The organism is Eisenbergiella sp. OF01-20 (genome assembly GCF_003478085.1).
Classification (GTDB): Bacteria; Bacillota; Clostridia; order Lachnospirales; family Lachnospiraceae; genus Eisenbergiella.
Genome location: NZ_QUES01000025.1, coordinates 54,488 through 71,202, shown reverse-complemented (window position 1 = coordinate 71,202; position 16,715 = coordinate 54,488). Strand labels below are relative to the sequence as shown.

The 16,715-nt window shown below is 48.4% G+C and carries 15 protein-coding genes and 1 riboswitch; of the genes, 1 reads left to right on the top strand and 14 read right to left on the bottom strand.

Features of this window, described 5'->3' with window-relative positions:
- Positions 1-162 precede the first annotated feature (162 nt).
- Positions 163-717 carry a MarR family winged helix-turn-helix transcriptional regulator gene (locus DXA36_RS22975; RefSeq protein WP_118681770.1) on the top strand — a complete coding sequence of 185 codons (555 nt, stop codon included), beginning with the start codon at positions 163-165 and terminating at the stop codon, positions 715-717.
- Here the strand turns inward: DXA36_RS22975 and DXA36_RS22970 are convergent.
- From DXA36_RS22970 to bcp, 14 genes are all read right to left on the bottom strand, one after another.
- The gene (locus DXA36_RS22970) at positions 690-1,811 is read right to left on the bottom strand and encodes a sensor histidine kinase (protein WP_182479223.1); all 1,122 of its coding nucleotides are present in this window, start codon (positions 1,809-1,811) and stop codon (positions 690-692) included. The two genes, DXA36_RS22975 and DXA36_RS22970, sit on opposite strands and share 28 nt — an antisense overlap.
- Positions 1,808-2,482, bottom strand: coding sequence for a response regulator transcription factor (locus DXA36_RS22965; protein ID WP_118681768.1), 675 nt, complete (start codon positions 2,480-2,482; stop codon positions 1,808-1,810). The genes DXA36_RS22970 and DXA36_RS22965 overlap by 4 nt, the downstream gene beginning before the upstream one ends.
- A 13-nt stretch (positions 2,483-2,495) precedes the next feature.
- Entirely contained in the window at positions 2,496-4,970 is a 2,475-nt protein-coding gene (locus DXA36_RS22960; protein WP_182479222.1) for an ABC transporter permease, read from the bottom strand.
- Complete coding sequence (locus DXA36_RS22955) at positions 4,963-5,643, bottom strand: ABC transporter ATP-binding protein (RefSeq protein ID WP_118681766.1); 681 nt, start codon at positions 5,641-5,643, stop codon at positions 4,963-4,965. The genes DXA36_RS22960 and DXA36_RS22955 overlap by 8 nt, the downstream gene beginning before the upstream one ends.
- A 314-nt stretch (positions 5,644-5,957) precedes the next feature.
- Positions 5,958-6,134: a hypothetical protein gene (locus DXA36_RS33105; RefSeq protein WP_182479221.1), complete on the bottom strand. Its 177-nt coding sequence runs from the start codon at positions 6,132-6,134 to the stop codon at positions 5,958-5,960.
- 36 nt (positions 6,135-6,170) lie between these two features.
- On the bottom strand, positions 6,171-6,641 hold the full coding sequence (locus DXA36_RS22950; RefSeq protein ID WP_118681765.1) for a MerR family transcriptional regulator: 471 nt from the start codon (positions 6,639-6,641) through the stop codon (positions 6,171-6,173).
- Positions 6,634-7,605 (bottom strand): ABC transporter transmembrane domain-containing protein, encoded by a 972-nt coding sequence (locus tag DXA36_RS22945; RefSeq protein WP_118681764.1) that lies wholly within the window; start codon positions 7,603-7,605, stop codon positions 6,634-6,636. The genes DXA36_RS22950 and DXA36_RS22945 overlap by 8 nt, the downstream gene beginning before the upstream one ends.
- The gene (locus DXA36_RS22940) at positions 7,595-8,233 is read right to left on the bottom strand and encodes an ATP-binding cassette domain-containing protein (protein WP_118681763.1); all 639 of its coding nucleotides are present in this window, start codon (positions 8,231-8,233) and stop codon (positions 7,595-7,597) included. The genes DXA36_RS22945 and DXA36_RS22940 overlap by 11 nt, the downstream gene beginning before the upstream one ends.
- Positions 8,214-9,182: an ABC transporter transmembrane domain-containing protein gene (locus DXA36_RS22935; protein ID WP_118681762.1), complete on the bottom strand. Its 969-nt coding sequence runs from the start codon at positions 9,180-9,182 to the stop codon at positions 8,214-8,216. The genes DXA36_RS22940 and DXA36_RS22935 overlap by 20 nt, the downstream gene beginning before the upstream one ends.
- 115 nt (positions 9,183-9,297) lie before the next feature.
- A complete protein-coding gene (mgtA, locus tag DXA36_RS22930) occupies positions 9,298-12,042 on the bottom strand; it encodes a magnesium-translocating P-type ATPase (RefSeq protein ID WP_118681761.1) in 2,745 nt (914 codons plus the stop codon).
- 381 nt (positions 12,043-12,423) lie between these two features.
- Positions 12,424-12,581: riboswitch (M-box (ykoK) riboswitch) on the bottom strand.
- A gap of 138 nt (positions 12,582-12,719) precedes the next feature.
- Positions 12,720-13,658, bottom strand: coding sequence for a hypothetical protein (locus DXA36_RS22925; RefSeq protein WP_118681760.1), 939 nt, complete (start codon positions 13,656-13,658; stop codon positions 12,720-12,722).
- Positions 13,659-14,265: 607 nt separating this feature from the next.
- Entirely contained in the window at positions 14,266-14,799 is a 534-nt protein-coding gene (locus DXA36_RS22915) for an NINE protein (protein ID WP_118681758.1), read from the bottom strand.
- Between the two features lie 70 nt (positions 14,800-14,869).
- Complete coding sequence (locus DXA36_RS22910; protein ID WP_118681757.1) at positions 14,870-15,997, bottom strand: SPFH domain-containing protein; 1,128 nt, start codon at positions 15,995-15,997, stop codon at positions 14,870-14,872.
- A gap of 237 nt (positions 15,998-16,234) precedes the next feature.
- A complete protein-coding gene (gene bcp, locus DXA36_RS22905) occupies positions 16,235-16,687 on the bottom strand; it encodes a thioredoxin-dependent thiol peroxidase (RefSeq protein WP_118681788.1) in 453 nt (150 codons plus the stop codon).
- Between the last annotated feature and the right edge of the window lie 28 nt (positions 16,688-16,715).

Sequence of the window (16,715 nt, the reverse complement as noted above, 5' to 3'; positions counted from 1 at the left end):
CCTTGCTAACTATTTGCTTTCTCATTCTAGCTTTCTCACTGAGAGAAGTCAATTAAAAAACTATAAAATCAGCGGTAAACGTGCTATACTTGTTACAGTTTACATGCCGTCAGCCCGCAGTGTTTTCAAGGCCTGCCGGTTCCCTGTTGAAAAGAGGAAACTATGTCCGAATCGAAAAGAATACCCTTTGAATTAATCTGCAAATTCCATCGTTTTAAGCTGAGCGCCCTTCCCATGCCCCTGCCGGAGAGCGAGTTGATTACGCTGTCCACCATTTACGAATCCAACCGCTGGGAAGGCGTGGAAAATACCCTGATTTCCGGCCTGGCGGAAAAACTCCATGTATCCGTGCCCACTATGTCCAGATGTCTGCGCAAGCTGGAAGAAAAGGGACTGATACAAAAAAACAGCCAGACAAACGACCGCCGCAATACGTACGTCTGCCTGACTCCCGGAGGAACCGAAATATATGAAGAAGCCTTCCACACACTCAGCGCTTTTGTGGAACGTGCCTTATCCCGTATTGCGGATGACGAGCTGGAACAGTTTTTTGCCACCTTTGACAAAATATATGATGCCCTTGCCATCGAATATAATGCTCTGGAGACAGACGCACAGCGTTCCATGGAAACGAAGTGTTCCATGGAAACAAGAAGTTCCGTGGAAAAACCGGAGCTTCCCGTCTCTTCTCACGGAACTTCTTCCCGTCTTACATAAATCCGGAAGCAGTTCCCGTTCTCCCCGTAATTGCTTACGGATACATAGCCTCCCTGATCCGTAATGATTTTCCTCGTAAGAAAAAGTCCCAGGCCGACGCCTTCCTGAAGCATGGCTGCCTGTTTTCCTCTGTAGAATCTCTGGAATACCGCATTTCTTTCTTCCTCGGGAATCCGGCTGCCTTCACTGCACACCTCTATACAGGCATACAAATCATAAACGCTCATGCGAACCAGGATTTCCCTGCCCTCCTCCCCGTACTTTATGGCATTGTCCAGCAGGTTAAACACGGCCTCCAGCGTCCATTTCCCATCCACCCTGGCCCGGATATCCCGCTCTCCCTCCAGACGGATTTCCTTCCCCCTCCGTTCCGCTTTGGGTGCCGCCTGTCCTATCGCTTCCAGGAGAATCGGAAAAAGCGGCTGGTTTCTGGGCTGAACCGTTATCATATCCGTCTCCAGCCGGGCTGCCTTTTCAAAGCCTTCCCCAAACCATCCCAGTTTTTCCGCCTGCTTGGCTATATTGTCAAGAAACCGCTTCCTGTTGTATTCCTCCAGATCCGGCATCAGCAGAAAATCACAATACATCCGGATATTGGTAAGAGGCGTATTCATCTGATGCACCAAATCCGCCACCAGGCCGCTTAACTTCATTTTAAGCTCCTGCTCCTGTTCCTCATGGCTTTTCATGATTTCATACAGCTTATATATCTGGTTTTGCAGCTTTCCGGTCAGGGTATCCTCCCGGGGATCAAAAAAAAGCCGGACGTTCCCTTCTTCCCAATGCCCGTCAATTAATTCCTGTACACAATCATTCGCCAGGCACAGGCTTTTGTTCACATAACCGGACAGCCACAAAAAGCCCCGGAATACAAGAATGCATTCCAGGACGGCGTATCCGCCTGCCAGCCACCATACACCTGCCGGAAACAGGGAAAGAAGAAACAGGAACAGCGCAGATATCAGTACCTGTCCGGCCAGGATCAGCCGGATGACCGTATCAATCCCCTCTGTCCTTATGCCCTCCTCCGGCCCGTTTTTCCCTCCTGTTCTGCTTCCTCCCCACAGCCGTTTTCCGTCTGCCCTTTTATTCATAACTCCTCCCATTTATAGCCGATTCCGAATACCGTCCTGATCCGGGACGGATTTCCCGGATCCTCTTCTATTTTTTCCCGAAGTCGCCGGATGTTTACCGCCAGCGCTTTTTCGTCCACATAACTTTCCCTGTCATCCCATACACGGGCCAGAAGCATTTCCCGGGTCAGGACCTGTCTGCGGTTATTCAGGAAAACCTCCAGCAGCCGTATTTCCGTAGGAGTGAGTAAAATCTGTTTTTCCCCTATAACCAGTTCCTTTGCGGCAAAATCGTAGCGCAGCTCACCGCTGTAATACATACAGCTGTTCTGCCGCAGGCTTCTGTTCAGTACGGCCTGTATTCTGCGCAGAAGGAGGGGGACGGAGAAAGGCTTTGTTATATAATCGTCCGCTCCGGCATCGAAGCCCGCAATCATATCTTTTTCCGTATTCCTTGCTGTCAAAAAGATAACCGGCACTCCGTTCCCTTTCCGAAAACCGGGCAGAAAATCCCTGCTGTCCCCGTCGGGCAGGCTCACATCCAGAATTACCAGCTCCACCGGTTCCGCCAGCTTTTCCATCATTCCGGCAAGGCTTTCCGCCGCTCTGACCTGATGGCCTTCTCTGGTAAGGGCAAACACAATACCGTCCCGTAAGACAGCATCATCCTCCACAACAAGTATCCGGGCCATACATAATCCCTCCTTATTCTGCCTCCCGCAGCCTTTCCACCACCGGCCTGCGTGTGAGGAATCGGGTGAGCAGCACCGCCACCGCAAGGGAAACCAGGCACATGACCGCCAGAAGTATCATACAGCCGGCGGCAAAAATCCCCTTTGAGAAACCGGAAACAAACAGGATAGCTTTTCCCAGCACCGAACAGAAAAAAGCCCCCAGCGGTATGGCCGCAAGCACACTGGCCCCGCTCAGCAGCAGCCCTTCCCTGCACAGCATCCACCTCATCTGCTTCCTGGTCATTCCCACAGACTGCATGGCGGCAAATTCAATTTTACGCGACAGCACGCCGGTTACCAGGGTATTAACCACGTTGCAGATCCCGATCATGCCGAACACACCGGATAAAAACAGTCCCAGAAGGATCATGGAAGCCTTTTCCGACTTTGTCTCTTCTCTTCTTATGACCTTGGATTCTATCGTCAGCTGATAATTAAAGCTGCCCTGCACCGCTTCCTCCACCTGCTTATATTCTGCTTTTGTCAGCTCCTGTATCCCGTTTGCTTCAAGAACACTCACCATATCCGGATATCCGGAATATATTTCTTTAAATACCATGTCCGGAAAAGACAGCGCAGCGCTTGCCAGCAGACCCGTAGGAAACGGATTAACCCGCTCCACCACCGCCAGGACTTCGGCTTCTTTATCCACATACTGCTCCATGTCCGGATCATATACAGATAAATGCAGCACCTGCCCTGCATGAATCATCCCTTGTTCTCTCCGGTTCTGGTTTGTTCCCTGGTTATATATCACATATCTTCCGGTGGCAAATTTCTCCTCATCCAGGCTGCCTTCCAGGATACGGATATTTTCCTCCTCCAGATGAAGCTTATCCGCAGGAAATCCCCAGATGGAAAGTCGGATATCACCATTTTCGGCTTCACTCATCCAGCCGTTCCCCAAATCTTGACATCGAATAAACTCCCCGCGCAGTTCATCCGTCATTTTTATCTGCCCATACCCGGCACTGCAGCCGCCCTGTTCGTTGATATCCCAGTCCCTGGCCCGATAATACAGCGCCGTTTCTTTAATAAACGGCAGGCTTTGCAGCTCCTCTATCATTTCCTGCTTCACAGGCTGATAAGGCTCTTCACTGCCCCAGATCATGGCGTCCTGCCGTACCCGGATGTCGGCGGTGTGGTAACGCTTCACCATATTTTCCACATTGTAGCCCATAGGGAGGGTAAAAGCAACCAGGAAAATAATCCCGCTTAAGGCAAAGGAAACGGCGGACCACAGCTTTTTCCTTCCCGCTCTTTTTTCCCGGTACTTAGCCGCCTCCACCGGCGAAATCCGCATGGCAAGGCGGTATGCTTTCCTCCCGCTGATGTACACGGTAAGCAGGGAGAAAAAGGCTGCGGAAACAAAAAACATAGGATTTGCCGTATTCTGATAAAAATCTCTGTAATTCGTACCGGCAAGAACCGCCGGCGCAGCCAGCAGCCCCACCAGATAACCTAAAATAAGCCCTGCCGATATTCCCGCTGCTGTCAGCTGCGCCACCTGCCAGGTGAGAAGGGAACGGATTTGCTTTCCGGTGGTGCCGATTGTCTTTAACATCCCGAAAAAGCGGATGTCATTTACCACTGAAATATAGAATATATTATAAATAAGCAAATAGCCGCAGAACATGATCATAATGACAAACAACAGCACCACCAGAAGATACAGTGTGGTAAAACCATTATCCATCCGATACTGCACGCCCGAAGCACCCACTTTTTCTGCAATATCATATAATTCCCCGGGAACGGTGTCCCTGATTTCCCCCTCTTTGAACTTCACATAGATACCGGCCGGCTCCTGCAGCATCTGGGGCGCATACGCTGCGGGAAAAGCCTCAGAAGTATATATTTCTTCATATGTGTGGGCCAGCCCCCTGATGGGAGAGGTTACAATTCCTGTAATAGTCACCGGAATTTCCTTTTCTACCTGCTCCCCGTCCTCCCGAATGACGGGATGAAGCACCAGACTGTCCCCGGTATGCACAGCCTGGCCCAGCCGTTCTGCCAAGGTATCGGATATCACGATTTCATCCGCTTCCTGCGGAAAGCGGCCTTCCAGAAGCTCCACTTTATTTCTTTCATAATATTCCTGCTGGGGTGCCAGAAGGGCTGTCTTGATACCGGCCATTTCCCGGTTATGCAGACTTCCCACATTACAATAAATCACATATGCCGCCCAATCCACCTGAGGCATATCCCTGATTTCCCCATATTTATCCAGATCCACTTTGATTTCCCCGTCGGCAAGGGGGCCGGGGGTAATATCTGTGCCCCTGTCTATCGTATCGTAAAAACTGATTCCCACCGTACATACCATAGTAATCAGAAGCGTGGTGAGCATGATGCCCAAAACGGCTGTCAGGTTCCTGAGCTTATGGGCCTTCATACTCTCCCTGGCAATTTCCTTTACGACTTCCTTGTTGGAATTTTTAAACATTGGCCGTCCCTCCCACAATTCTGCCGTCTTCCATATGGATGGTCCTGTCCGCCAGCTGGGCCACCGTTTCATTATGGGTAATCATAAGGATCGTCTGATGGAATTTGGTGCTTGTCATTTTCAGAAGTCCCATAACCTCCGCGCTGGTACGGGAATCCAGGTTGCCGGTAGGTTCATCGGCCAGAATCACGGACGGCTTGCTGGCAATCGCCCTGGCTATGGCAACCCGCTGCTGCTGTCCTCCGGACAGCTGGTTAGGGAATACCTTTCTTTTGTCCGCAATTCCCAGAGCCGAGGTAATCCCCCTGATATATTCCTCATCCACACGGTTTCCGTCCAGCCGTATGGGGAGAGTAATGTTTTTTTCCACATTCAGTACCGTCACCAGATTATAATTCTGGAAAACAAAACCGATATTCCTTCTGCGGAATATTGTCAGTTCTTCATCCTTCATGCGGGTAATATCCTGCCCGTCCACAATGACCGTCCCCTCATCGGCGTAATCCAAGCCGCCAAGCAGGTTGAGAAGTGTGGTTTTGCCGGAACCGGAGGTCCCCACCACCGCTACAAACTCTCCCTTATTTACCGAGAGCTCAACATGATCCACCGCTTTTACCAGATTGTCACCGCTGCCGTAGTATTTTACCAGATTTTCCGCTCTTACGATTTCCATTTGTCCTGTATCCTTTCTTTTCGGCTTCCCCGCCGCAGCTGAAACCAGATAATGGCAGAGTAGTAGCCTTACTCAGATATACCTTAGCATATGCTTCTTACAATCCGGTAACAAACAGGAAAGGATGAGTTGCTTTCCTGCATAATACCTAAATGGGTGCAGATAAGAAGAGTGGTGCCGCCAGGGCAAAGGTTCCCACCCTGGCAGCACCCACTCTTTTATCTGCATCCTTCTAAACTACATTGCACGTAACTGTTTCCCCCAAAGAGGAGTCTGGCAGTACCGCCTCTTTAAACTCCGTCCAGCTATCTATTTTACTGCATACCTGGCTGCAGTTTTATCCGTGTATAATATTCTTTGTCATTTATATGGTGGATATATGCCCCGTTGTTTTCCGCAACCACCAGCGCTTCTGCCCGTTCATATCCGCGGTCTGCGCCTATATATGGAACCATTTCCACAAACTTCAGGTTTCCTCTTCCTTCAGCCATATCAATGATATCCTTTCTTTTTTATTCCTGGATCATTTATAACCAGACCGCTTCACTTAGCACACTTTGTGCCTGTAAATCTTCTACACATACCATTTTTACCAACATCCACGCACGTTCCTCTCTGCTTAATTCGTCAAGCTTGGTTACCGGCCGGGAAGCGGACATACGGGTAATAATGGTATCGATGGCACTGATTTTATTTTCAGCAGAAAAAACGATATTCTGCCATGACATTTTTTTATGGACAAGAGCTTCCATAAATTTTTCATTCTCCATACCGCCATCCAATAACCTTTTAATCTCTGCCAATGAAAACCCAAGTTGCTTGAGTTCAAGAACTGCATCTAATTGCTGTACCTGATCGGCAGAATAATAACGGTATTTTGTCTTTGGATCAACTTTTACAGGCTTGATAATTCCCATTTTTTCATAAATGCGTATAGCCTTCACCGACACATTAAAAAATCCCGCAATTTCACCAATACGCAATAAATTGTCATCCATCTGAATCCTCCGTTTTTTCGTACATTGTTTGATTGATACGGTGTATACCCACCATGCTTGTCTGTATGGAAATCAGACAATTTATCAGCATATTAGCCCCTGTTATGACACCGAGACGATATTGAAAAGCGGCAGTCAAATCACCAAATGTCAAATGTCCTGCCGCAATCTTGCTGCCGCTGACCAGGAGCAAGACTAAATACCCGCTCAGCCCGAAAGGCAGAATAGCAAGGGCGGCATTCAAAGCGTGCCGTTTCCATAATTTCATTTTTGTACGCAGCAATTCCAGGCTGCTTTTTTCAAATCTTTTCATCAGGTAATCCTGTCCGTCATAAATAAGGGCAATAGCATTGCAGGTAATCAGGGCAGACAGTTCCTCTGTGTTCCGGGCAGCAGCCTCCAGAGCCTTTTTGTTAAGTCCCGTCATAGCACTTCCAACAAAAAGCTGGCTGATATAAACGTGAGGAACTGCAAATACCAGGACCCATCCGAACACGCAGGGATTGATAATCCACAGAATAACAGCCGATACCAATATCCGCAAAATCGCGTTGACTGCATGAGGCAGATGAATCGGTTGGGAAAATGGCATTTGCACATCAGTGTTCAGCCGTGTCAGCCACTCCCCCTGCGTTTCCTCTTCCATACGCTCATACGGAAGATTGGTAATTTTCTGAAATAACTTAACTCTTAACCGGCTTTCCATCCGTACAACAAAAGACGAATAAATACCCCAGACAATTCCATTGTACAGAAAAATACAAAGACCGGCGGCCATAAAAGTAAGGCATACAACATGCAATCGCCCTGCGTCGTTTTGTTCAACCGCATTGAATGCATTCTGCAAATAAGCCGCCTGTATCACGGTCATACATAAATCAACCGGTGAACGCAGGATAAGCAGGATGGCAAACCTTTTACCGCCGCCAGTGATTTTCAGCAGCTTTTTCAGTTCATACCACATGCAGATGCCCTCCTTCAAGCCGCAGAATACGGCTGCAATCGGAAAGCCTCTCCATTTGGTGGGAAACGTGCAGAACGGTTCTGCCCTTTGTTAAGCCGGTTAATGCATTCATCACGGCTGTGCCCGTGCCCCCGTCAAGTGCGGAGGTAGGTTCATCCAGCAGAACTACAGGCGCATTTTTGGCAATGGCCCGGGCAATGGCAATACGCTGTGCCTGACCGCCGGATACCTGACTTCCCCGTTCACCCACCGATGTATCAAGCCCATCCGGCAAACCCGAAATCCAGCCGGAGAGCTGCGCCAACTCGCAGGCATGATATAATACGGCATCCTCCATCGCATGGCCGCATGAGATATTATCCCGGATACTGGCCGGAAAAAGCATTGCATTCTGCATTACCATGGCAACATTTCTACGCCGCCCGGCCGAGGATTGTGAGCCGCCGATGTCAATACTGCCATTTTGTACTTCATACAGTCCGCTTATTAGTTTTAACAAAGTGCTTTTGCCGCCTCCGCTCACGCCGACAATACCCACGGTTTCCCCGGATTTTATTGTCAGGTTTATGTTGTCAAGCACTCGTTTCCTACCATATGAAAACTTTAGATTATCGATAACTATTTTCATGGCGCCCTCCCCTCCCGTCCAGAAGAATTTTCGGGGATAAGAGTTTCATATGAACCGAAAATTGCCGGAATGATGCAATAATCCCCGGCATATTCATCATCACGCCCGACACGTTCCCTGACAGGTTCAGGAAAACATACAATGTACCAAGGGCCAATGTGCCTTCCATCACCATACCGCCCCCGATAAATAACATGAGCATAAGCGGTATGCTGCTTAACAGGCCGGATAATGACATAAGACGCGCCCGTAATTTTTCAACTTTTACCGTCTGCTGTTCCCATTTCAGGACTTCCCTGTTGTATTTTACAAGCATCATATCCGCTGCGTCATAGAGACGTATTATGGGAAACAACGTTAATAAGGTATCCGCGTATTTATTCATCCTCCCTTTGGCCTGTTGGCTGCGCAAGGCAGCATTGCTGATAATCCTGCTTGTATAAAAAACATAAATCATAATGGCAATGACCGGCAGATTTACCGCCAATGTCAGTCTTACGTTTAGGATTAACAGCCACGCGAACGAGAAAAGGAAAGTTATGCCATCGTTTACCAACTGAAATAAATTACCGCTTATATATCCCGAAACGTCAGAAATCTCATTTTGCAGTTTTGATAGCTGCTCCCCTGTGTTCAGGCGCTCCATTTGAGACAAAGGCAGTGATGAAAAGTACCTGGCATAACCCATCCGCAAATCATGGATCAGAATTTCACAAGTTAATCCGGTAACATATGTTTTTATATAATTAGCAGCACACAGTACAAGCATAATAACAACTGCACCTACAATAACATCCGGCGATACGTTCTTCCCTTTGCTTATTATGTTTATAATATCACCCAGCAGTAAATTCCATCCTAATGTAACAGCCGCAGCGAATCCGCTTACGGCGAGCGCAGTAAGTGTCAGAAGATCATGCTTTTTTAACAATTGTGCGAGTATATGCATTGGCTCATCTCCCTTTGAAAATAGTATAAACTATGTCCCAAAGGCAGAGTCAACAGGTATTCCGAAAGAAGGAATATCCATTTTATCAATGATACCATAGATCAACTTCTCTGTATCATAAAAGTTCCCCATACCGTCTCACATAGAATTTCTTGGCCGCCGTTGCCAGGAGCATATAGCATATCACAATCGCTCCCAGCAAGACGAAATACACGGCAGGCAGGGCCGCCAGCCCAATAGCTTTTCCGAACGGTGTGAACGGAATCGCCGTAAGCCCTGCGATACCCGCAAAAGTGAGAAGCGTAACCGGCAGGGATGCCCGGCTCTGGAGGAACGGAATTTTCTGCGTCCGTATCATATGAATCACAAGCGTCTGGCTCCACATGGATTCCACGAACCAGCCCGCCTGGAATACGGCGGTAAACAGCATCCGTGCGGCGGGATCCGTAATCTGATGATAATACAGCCCGCCGCTCACCGCCGGGCAGATAACAAAATACATCAGCAGGAAAGTCAGGATATCAAAGACGGAACTCACCGGCCCTATGATCAGCATGAACCTCCCCAGGTCAGAAGCATCCCAGGCGCGGGGTCTTTTCAGGAATTCCTCATCCACGTTGTCCCAAGGGATAGCCGTACAGGAGATATCATAGATCAGGTTCAGCAGAATCAGCTGGATGGAAGCCATGGGAAGGAACGGAAGAAACGCACTGGCCGCCAAAACGGAAAACATATTTCCAAAATTGGAAGATGCCGTCATCTTGATATACTTAATCATATTTCCATAGATTTTTCTGCCTTCCCGGATGCCGTCCTCCAGAACCAGCAAATCTTTATTCAAAAGCACCACATCGGCGCTTTCCCTGGCAATATCCACCGCCGTATCCACGGATATCCCGGCATCCGACACTTTCATAGCAGCCGCGTCGTTGATCCCGTCTCCCATATATCCCACCACGTGGCCGTTTCCCCGGAGTACCTTCACGACCCTCGCCTTCTGCTCCGGAGACAGCTTTGCAAATACCGCTGTTTTTTCAGCTTCCCCGCCCAGCTGCTCATCCGTCATGGCCTCCAAATCCGTACCGGTGAGAATATGTGCCGTATCCATCCCCACCTGGGCGCATACCGAACAGGTTACCCTCTCGTTATCCCCTGTCAGGATTTTTACCCCCACGCCGCGATCACGCAGCGCCTTCAGCGCGGCAGCCGTTGTTTCCTTGGGCGGATCCAGAAACGCCAGATATCCCATCAACACCATATCCGCTTCATCCTGCACGGAAAAAGCCCCTGCAGGTGCCGGATTCGTTTTCTGTGCCACAGCAATCACCCGGAGTCCCTTGGCATTGTACTCCGCGGCCTGCCGTAAGATCCCGGCCTTTCTCTGCGCCGTCAAAGGAAGGATTTCCCCCCGGTAATCCACATAAGCAGAGATTTCCAGCATTTCTTCCACCGCCCCTTTGGTTATCATCTGGGTTTTCCCCTTTTTATCCGTGACTACCACGCTCATCCTGCGGCGTTCAAAATCAAAAGGAATCTCATCCGTTTTGGTATACTCTTTTTCCAATTCTTCCGGTGAGCCGTTTCCTCCGGCCAGCTCCCCGGCTTTTTCCATAATTGCGATATCCATCAGGTTTTTTAAGCCCGTCTGGTAATAGCTGTTCAAAAAGGCATGACGCAGTACTCTTTCGTCCTCCTGCCCCGCAAGGTTCCGGTGATATTCCAGCACCACCTTATCCCGGGTCAACGTACCGGTTTTATCCGTGCAGAGTATATCCATGGCTCCCATATTCTGAATGGCGTTCAAATTACGGATGACCACTTTTTTGGACGACATAGCCGCCGCACCCTTGGCAAGACAGGTGGTCACTATCATGGGGAGCATTTCCGGGGTAAGCCCAACGGCGATGGAAATGGCGAATAACGCCGCATTCATCCAGTTCCCTTTAGTAAACCCATTCAGGAAAAGCACAACAGGAACCATACATAACATAAAACGGATTAAAATCAGGGATACCGAATTCACCCCTTTTTCAAACGAAGTTTTTCCGCTTTGTTCCGTCAGCGCACCTGCCATACTTCCCAGCAGGGTACCGTCCCCTGTTGCGGCAACAATCCCTCTGCCGCTTCCGCTGATTACATTACTCCCCATAAAAGCCAGATTTGCATATTCCGTCAAAGCCCGTTCCTTCCGGTCCGCTCCTGCCCGTTTTTCCACCGGCTCGCTCTCTCCGGTAAGCGCGGACTGGCTGATAAATAAGTCCTTGGCGGCAAGCAATACGATGTCAGCAGGAAGCATATCCCCCGCCGAAACCTGTACCACATCCCCTACTACCAGTTCCTCCATGGGGATTTCCTCCGTAATAGGCCTCCCCTTTTCCCCGATACGTGTAACGGCGGCAGTGGAACGTATCATTTCCGATAACTTTTCCGCAGCATTACCGCTTTTTGTTTCCTGTGCAAAACGGAGCAGTCCGGAAATCAATACCATCGCCGCGATAATGCCTACCGTAACCCCATTCTTTTCCCCCTGCTGCGCCAGAATAATATCCGTATATGCGGATACCCCCGCAAGGACAAGAAGAATGGCAGTAAACGGATTTATAAAAGCATGGAAAATACGGTGTGCCAGTGAATTTTCCGTTCCCCCGGACACCACATTCCGGCCATATTTCCTGCGGGAATTTTCCACCCTGCCGGTTTCCATCCCCTCTACCGAGCTTTCCAGAAAGGAGCATATCTCCTCCTGCGTATGGCCGTCGCCATACAGCAGCCTCGCTGCGGATTGTTCTCTTACACTTCTTCTGCTATCCTCCTTTTCTCCGATGATACGGAAAAAAACAAATTTTCTGATACTTCTCATTGGCCTGTACCTCCATTTCTATAATGTCCGGATGCCTGTAGCTGCACCCAACTGTTACTGGAAGTAAGACACAAACCGAAAGACGTTGTTTAGACGCCTGTTCAAATATTTCTATCATGCGGCCTCCCGCAAGACAGCCTGTGCCCCGCCGGGTTTCCGCGGGATAAACCGCTTTTAAACGGGTAAAAAAAACAGAACCCGTCCATAAGCCTTTTCCCTTTTTCGTTTCGGTTTTATGCCCTTACTACCTCCGGGTTCCATTTTTCTCACCTCTTTCCTGTCGCTAATTTTGTCTTAAGGCTAAAAAATCCCCATCCAATCACGGATATCCACCTGCAAGGTGATAAAGCAATCCGGTGATCGGATGAGGACATTTTGTTCCCAAATAACCGCCTGAGCTTTAGCTTTACAGGGCGATGTAACTGCGTTATGTCATACCTTGTGTTCGATATGACCTGTTCAAACCAACTCATTGTGTCTCCACAATTTCGCGGCAGCAGTCCGTATCCCTGTAGTAGCCTCACCTATCGGGTAGCAGCCTTATTTATTTGTGCCACTTCATTGTACACTTCTTTCTTGATTTGTCAACCCCATTTTGGTTTTCAGAAAATGTGTTTTCGGTTTTCAGATAATGTGTTACGCCTCCATAACAGTACAGACCTGTCTGAACTGTTACACTACTCCGTAATTTCACGCACCTCATCAACAGGAATCCCGCAGATTCCCGCTATTTCCTCCGCACTCCTGCCTTCCTGGGCATAACGGATTACTTTTTTCGCCAGAAGGATCCCCTGCTGGACGCCTTCCTGCTTTGCCATCTCTGCAATCTCTTCCAGTGCTTTACACATATCCACTTCCCCTTTCCCGTTTTCCTGATCCGCTTTCCGCCACTTATCAACGTGCAGAAGCTCTCTCAGGCAATCATATGTTTCATACGGGATATGCCCGAACTCTTCCGGGCGCTCCCGGATATATTTTTTCATTTTCTTCCCATCTCCCGCCATCGACAGAAGGGTGAAAATAATTTTCAAATCCGTCCTGAAATTTTCCGGATCCACATTGGATGCCTGTACCAGATTCACCTTGTAATTTGTCATGAACGGCTTCATATCCTCATATTCTTCCGGAATATTCAGCATATTAAAAAGATCCAGAGGCCCCTCCCATTCCTTCGTCCCGTAATAAAGACAAATGGTAATAACCGGCATCAGTCTGTCTTCCCGCAGCAGGCCGGACAGGAATTCCGCACTGTCCCGGTAATCCCTTTCCCTGCGGTGCCTCTCTGAAAGCTCTTTTACCTGTCCTGCATAATTCATGGCATCATAAAGCATCTCCCGCACCGGCATGGCATAATGGGTTTCCCCCTGCCCTTCCACCGCAAAAACAGCATAGGCGGTGTCGCCGGATGCTTTACGAATCACATCCCGGTATCTTCTGACCGATACCTTTTTTCCCTTCTTATCCGTAAAAGAAAGGGCGGACTCTCCCGGCAGGTTTTCAAGCCTGTCCGCTTTTATTACCTGCTTCCCCTGAAAAAGGGAACCATTAAACAAATCACTGAAATTCTCCGGTCTTTCCAGAAATTTCGTTACTGCCAGATCCTTTTCGTTTGACATATAAGCACATGTCCTCCTTTTGGTATGTTGTTAAATCCAAAAGATATGTGCTTTATATAGAACATTATAGAGATATCCCGATTAAAAAGCAATTCTTTTGGATATAAAAAAAGAAAATGGTTGGCTGATACAGCCTGAATTAAAAAAAGAAATCTGATTCAGAACCTCAGGCAATTCCACTCATTCCGAATCTGTAAAAAGTTCGAGTAACAGATTCCTTCCAAAAAGTGTTCTTCCATGTTCTGATAATAAGAATATAATTATGATACTTTATCAATGCCAAACTGTCAATCCTTTTTTGCAGGCATCCATAAGCATTCCTCTCCGCAAAGGTAAATGGACGGGCAGGCATAACCACCGGACAGCAGGCACAAGGCCGTGAACAATAACCCCGCTGGAATAAAAACAACTGAAAAGAGCATCCGCCAAACGAAGAGTAAAAACCCTTTTCCTTGACGAATGCTCCTTTGTTTCTATTCCGTCTCATTCCTTCCGGTACTCTTGCAGCCCGGATACATACCGCTCCCATCGATACGCCCGTATGAAAGCAAAAAGGAATAACCCTGACATAAGCAGACGGTAGCTTCTTTTCATTATCTTACGCACATTATTTTACCCTTACGCGGTGCTTCAGCATAAAGTTCTCGTCAGAGGAGCAAAGATAAATAATCCCCTCAATAAAACCAACAATAGCAGGAATATAGGTCCAGCAGAAGCACAAATACAGGATCCCCATTCCTACCTTGCCCAGATAAAACTTATGTATTCCGATTCCTCCCAGAAAAAGCCCGAGAAGTCCCGCACATACCTTACTCTTTACCGGCCAGGACGGATCGATGGCCGGATTGTTGTAATAGCCCGGCATAGGCTGCTGATAGCCCTGGGACTGGGGCGGTACCTGGTAAACCTGAGGCTGCCCCTGATAGGAATTCGGCTGTGGTCCTCCCTGGAAAGTATCTCCATACGCCGGTCCCTGCTGGTAACCATCGCCATAGGCGGGGCCTGCCTGGTAATTTTCCTGCTGCGCCCCGAAATCAGGCTGTTCCGACTGTTGCATGGAAAGCCTTTCTCCGCAGTATCTGCATTCTGTTGCGCCCGGATCTACGGGTGCCCCGCATTGGGGACATTTTAACTCATTCATAATAAAATCCTCCGTTCTTCTTATTTTACTACGCTTTATCCTGTTTTCCCATTCCAATTACAGGAATTATTTACTGTATTTTCCTTCCGCATTCATTGCAGAATTTCGCTCCCGGAGGAAGCTTTGCCCCGCATTCACAGATACGTTCCTGCAGGCTGAAGCCGCACTCATCACAGAACTTGGCATCTCCGTCATTTTCTTTCCCGCAGCTGGGGCAGCGCTTTTTTTCCACCTGAAGCGGCGCTCCGCAGCTATTGCAGAACTTGCTCCCCAGTACAGATTTATCTCCGCATTTCGGACAGATCATCATCTGCCCCGCATTCATGGCAGGAGCCATGCCGCCTGCTGCCTGGGCCACATTCATTCCTACCCCTGCGCCGATTCCTCCGGCCGCAAACGCACCCGCCACCCCGTTATTGTTATTGGCAGCGCCTTCATATACATCGAAGCTTCTCTTGGTCACATAACGGCCGTCCCCCATAATTTCAAAGGCTGCCTTGTCCTCTAAGATCTTATTGATTGTGGCAAAATCATCGTCCGGGAAATTAATGGACTGCACGAAAAAGTTAACCACATTAAACCCATATTTCAGGAATTCTTCGGAAATCTCTTCCTTGCATTTATCGGAAATATCATCCAGGTGGGCGGATATCTCCAAAGCGGATATTTTCTCAGCCAGAATCATCTCCGAAATAATGGATTTCACTTTGGTTACCACCATACCCCGGTAAAACAGCTTGATTTTATCAAAACTGACGATATCATTCTGGTTCATGGAACCGATCAGCTCCCGGAAAAACACACTGTAATCCATAAGCTTCAGTCCCATCTGCCCAAAGGCCCGGATCCGCAGCTTCACAAAATATTTCGGATCAATCAGCTGGATCGGGTCGGATGTCCCCCAGGCGATATCCAGCTTGGTTTTGGTATTGATAAAATAAACCTCTGCCGTAAAAGGTGTTTCCCCTCCATAGGGAAGATTAAAAATATGATATAAAACAGGAAGATTTTCCGTATCCAGAATATAGGAACCCGGATAGAACAAATCACAGACCTGGCCGCCCTTTACGAACACGGCAACCTGCCCTTCATTAACAATCAGCCTGGTGCCAAAAACCAACGAATCGGACGGAAACTTGTAAACAAGCCAGTCTCTCGAACGCAGACCATCGAATTTTACGACATCAATAATAGCCATTATGCTTACCTCCCATATGCTGCGTGGCAAAACTACTTCTCGTTATATTTTAACATATATGGAGTAAAGAACAAGGCTTTTTTAGCGTTCTTACCGATCTTGAAAGATCTTCCCGAGAATCTTCGCGGTGTCCGGTATGCCAAATTCTCCCTTCCCGCCGCACCAGCATGTGTTTAAAAATCACTTTCCGCGCGAAGCGGGACACACCGATTGCGGGAATAAATGTTCAAATACCCTCTACAGCGTTCCCAACATCTGGGCCGCATTTTCACCGGCCTTAACCTTCGTAAAAGCTTCCCTGATAATCCCCTGTTCATCAATCAGATACGTGGTACGCACCACCCCCATGACCTTCTTACCGTACATATTCTTTTCCTGCCATACGTCGTATTTCTGTATGACCTCCAGTTCCGGATCCGAAAGAAGCGTAAAGGGAAGACTGTATTTTAACGCAAATTTTTTATGGGATGCCACACTGTCCTTACTGACTCCAAGCACCACCGCACCTTTTTCCTGTATCTGGGGATACATATCCCCGAACGAGCAGGCCTGGGTGGTACAGCCCGGGGTGTTATCCTTCGGATAAAAATAGAGAATCACCTTTTTCCCCAGGAAATCCTTCAGGGACACATCCTCCCCCTCCTGATTCTTCAACGTGAACTCCGGCGCCTTCTTTCCTGTTTCCAGCATAATACATACCTCCTGTCCATTTTCTTTT